The sequence below is a fragment of the Saccharomonospora iraqiensis subsp. iraqiensis genome, from assembly GCF_000430445.1.
Classification (GTDB): domain Bacteria; phylum Actinomycetota; class Actinomycetes; order Mycobacteriales; family Pseudonocardiaceae; genus Saccharomonospora; species Saccharomonospora iraqiensis.
Map to the genome: position 1 here is coordinate 1 of NZ_KE387077.1, position 3,143 is coordinate 3,143.

The 3,143-nt window shown below is 73.5% G+C and carries 3 protein-coding genes; all 3 read right to left on the minus strand.

Annotation, left to right across the window (positions count from 1 at the left end; all coding sequences use genetic code 11):
- The coding region (locus ACTIR_RS0108695; protein WP_034239134.1) for an AAA family ATPase at nt 1-1,271 on the minus strand (1,271 nt) is incomplete at its 3' end.
- A 59-nt stretch (nt 1,272-1,330) separates the two neighbouring features.
- On the minus strand, nt 1,331-2,116 hold the full coding sequence (locus ACTIR_RS0108700; protein ID WP_026453971.1) for an LLM class F420-dependent oxidoreductase: 786 nt from the start codon (nt 2,114-2,116) through the stop codon (nt 1,331-1,333).
- On the minus strand, nt 2,113-3,143 hold a 1,031-nt coding region (gene crtI / locus ACTIR_RS22430; RefSeq protein WP_034239137.1), incomplete at its 5' end, for a phytoene desaturase family protein. The genes ACTIR_RS0108700 and crtI, both read right to left, overlap by 4 nt.

A 3,143-nucleotide genomic window follows, 5' to 3' on the forward strand; every position in this document is an offset into this window, starting at 1 on the left:
CCTGCCGCCGACACCAGCCTGCGCGCGCGGTCCGTGTCGTCGGCGGACAGCGCGGCGGCCCGCTCGCTCGCGGCCGCCGCCTCGACATGGTCCGCCCCCGCCCGTGCCCGTTCGGCGACCTCGTCCAGTTCGCGGACCAGATCGTCCGACGGTGTCCCGGCGGTCGCGGCCCGGTGCCACACCACGCGGTACCGGTCGGCCACCGGATCCGCCACGTCCGCCAGGAGCCGGTGCGCCCGGTGCGCTTCCCCCGGATCGGTGGCGGCGAGCAGGGTGCATCCGGGCACGGCCTCGGCCGGGTGCACGATCTCCCCGGAGACCTCGATCAGCCCGGAGTCGACCGCGTCGGTCAGCGCGTCCGCATCCTCCCCGGTGGCGGCCCACACCCGGTCCAGCGTGCGCCGGTCGAGCCGGTGGTCCACGGCGGCGAGCACGACGACCCGCCGGCCCGCGGGCGACAGCGCCGCCAGGCGCCTGCGGACCGTGGCGCACAGTCTGCTGTCGCCCGGAAGTCCGGTCGGTGGGTCGGTGCGGCCGCTGAGCTGGTCCACCGTGACGGCCGAGGCGAGCTCGACCAGGGCGAGCACGTTGCCGTCGGCGACGTCGAGCAGGCTGTCGGCCAGGTCGTGGGGCAGTGCGGGCCCGAGGTGGTCCCGCAGCACCCGGTGCCCGGCCCCGGGTTCCAACGGCCCGAGCCGCAGGCGCGGCAGCTCGGCCAGGAACTCGGCCCGCTCCGCCGGGATCGCGTGGTCGGTGCCGAACAGGACGACCACGCCCAGGTGGTCGAGCCTGCGGGCGGCGAACGCCAGCGCGGCCAGCGACTCGGTGTCGAGCTCGTGCGCCGCGTCCACACAGCACAGCGTCGGCCCCTCCGCCGCGGCGGCGGACAGCAGGGCGTGGGTGGCGGCGCGCACCGTGATCGGCTCGACCTCGGCGCACAGCCCGAACGCCCGGTGCAGCGCCTCCGCCTGCCCGGCGGGAAGCCGGGACAGCAGGTGGTCCAGTGGCCGCAACAGCTGGTGCAGACCGGCGAACGGCACCTCCGACTCGGCGACCGTCCCCCGGGTGCGCAGCACCCGGAACGTTTCGGCCCGGTCGGCGACCTCGTCGAGCAGTGCCGTCTTGCCGACACCGGACCGGCCCACGACGACACGCGCCGCTCCCCTGCCCCGGGAGGCCTCGTCGAGCACCCCGGTCAGCGCGGTGAGTTCCCGGTCGCGCCCGTGCACCGGAAAGGTGTGCGCGGGCGTCGCATTCCACACGGCGAGCATGCCGACAGTGTTACCGGTCAGTCACCGTAAGGAAAGAGTTGCGTTGCAGAACCGACCGATCAGCGGTTCTTCTCGTCCCGCCAGGCCAGCCACTCACGCAATGTGGTCAGGTCGTACTCCGGGCCGCTCGCCGGGACCGTGAACGTCGTGATGCCGAGGTCGAGCAGTTGGTCGCCGGACGCGGCGGGGCTGCCGCTCACCCCCACGGACCGTTCGATGTCGGCCGGGTCGCGTCCGACGTCGGCACAGTGCCGGTCGAGGATCTCGACCTTGCGCCCGGCGGTGTCCACGTCGCCGAATCCGTGCCAGATGTCGGCGTGTTCGGCCGTCAGCCGCAGCGTCTTCTTCTCGCCGCCGCCACCGACCAGGATCGGGATCCGACGGGTCGGCGGCGGGTTGAGTTTGTCCAGCCTGCGCCGGATGCGCGGCAGCGACTCGGCCAGGTCGGCCAACCTGCTCCCCGCGGTACCGAACTCGTAGCCGTATTCGACGTAGTCCTTCTCGAACCAGCCCGCCCCGATGCCGAGGATCAGCCTGCCGCCGCTGATGTGGTCGACCGTGCGCGCCATGTCCGCGAGCAGGTCCGGGTTGCGGTAACTGTTGCAGGTCACCAACGCGCCGATCTCCACCCGGGACAGCGTCTCCGCCCAGGCGCCGAGCATGGTCCAGCACTCGAAGTGCTTGCCGTCCGGGTCACCGCTGAGCGGGTAGAAGTGGTCCCAGTTGAACACCATGTCGGCACCGAGGTTCTCCGCCTCGACGGCGGTGCGCCGCATGTCGGCGTACTCGGCGTGCTGCGGCTGCAGCTGGAGTCCGATGCGGACTCTGCGGTTCGTCGTGGTCATGACGTCGAGCGTACTGAGGACGACGCACCCGCGCGCGGACGACGGCGGGTGCGGTGCTCACCGGTGAGGCGCGCGGCGGCGAGGCGTCCGGAGATCAGCACGGGTGGGATGCCGACGCCGGGCACGGTGCCGCACCCGGCGAGTACCACGTTGTCGATCCCCCGGACCCGGTTGGCGGGGCGGAACGGCCCCGTCTGGAGGAGGGTGTGGGACAGCGAGAACGGGGTGCCCGCGGCGAGGCCCCGCTCCGCCCACGTCCGGGGGGTGACCACCTCGTCGATCGTGACGTCGTGGGCGAACCCGTCCAGACCGCGCCCGGCCAGCGTGTGCAGCAGTTCGTCGCGGTAGGCGGGGGCCAGTCCCGGCCAGTCCAGCCGCCCGGTGTGCAGGTTCGGCGCCGGGGCCAGTACCGAGATCACCTGCCTGCCCGGCGGCGCGAGGGCCGGGTCGGTCGCCGTCGGCCGGGTCACCAGCAGCGACGGATCGCTCATCAGCCGTCCCTCGCGCGCGATCTCGGCGAAGGTGCGCCGCCACGCGCCCCCGAAGAACAGGGTGTGGTGGTCGAGAGCCTGCCACTCCCGGTGGGTGCTCCCGTGCAGGACGACGGCCGACGGGGAGTACCGGAGCGGCACGGGACGCCGGGGCCGCGCACCCAGCAGGGCGTAGGCCGTGGTCAGTTCGGTGGCCAGCACCACCGCGTCACACGCCAGACGTTCCCCCTCGGCCGTGACCACGGCCGACACCCGCGACGACGACCGTTCCAGCCACGCCACCCGGGTTCCGGTGCGCACCTCGCCACCCGCGCGTCCGAGTGCTCCCGCCAGGGCGCGGCCGAGGGCGCCCATTCCCCCGCGCGGGTGGTACACACCCGCCACCGTGTCCATGTACGAGATCACCGCGTAGGCGGCCAGGGCGCGCGCCGGATCCAGGCCGGCATACAGCGACTGGAACGAGAACAGCCTGCGCAGCCGCTCGTCGGTGAGGAACCGCCCGATCGCCGGTCCGAGCCTGCCGAATCCGCCGAGCG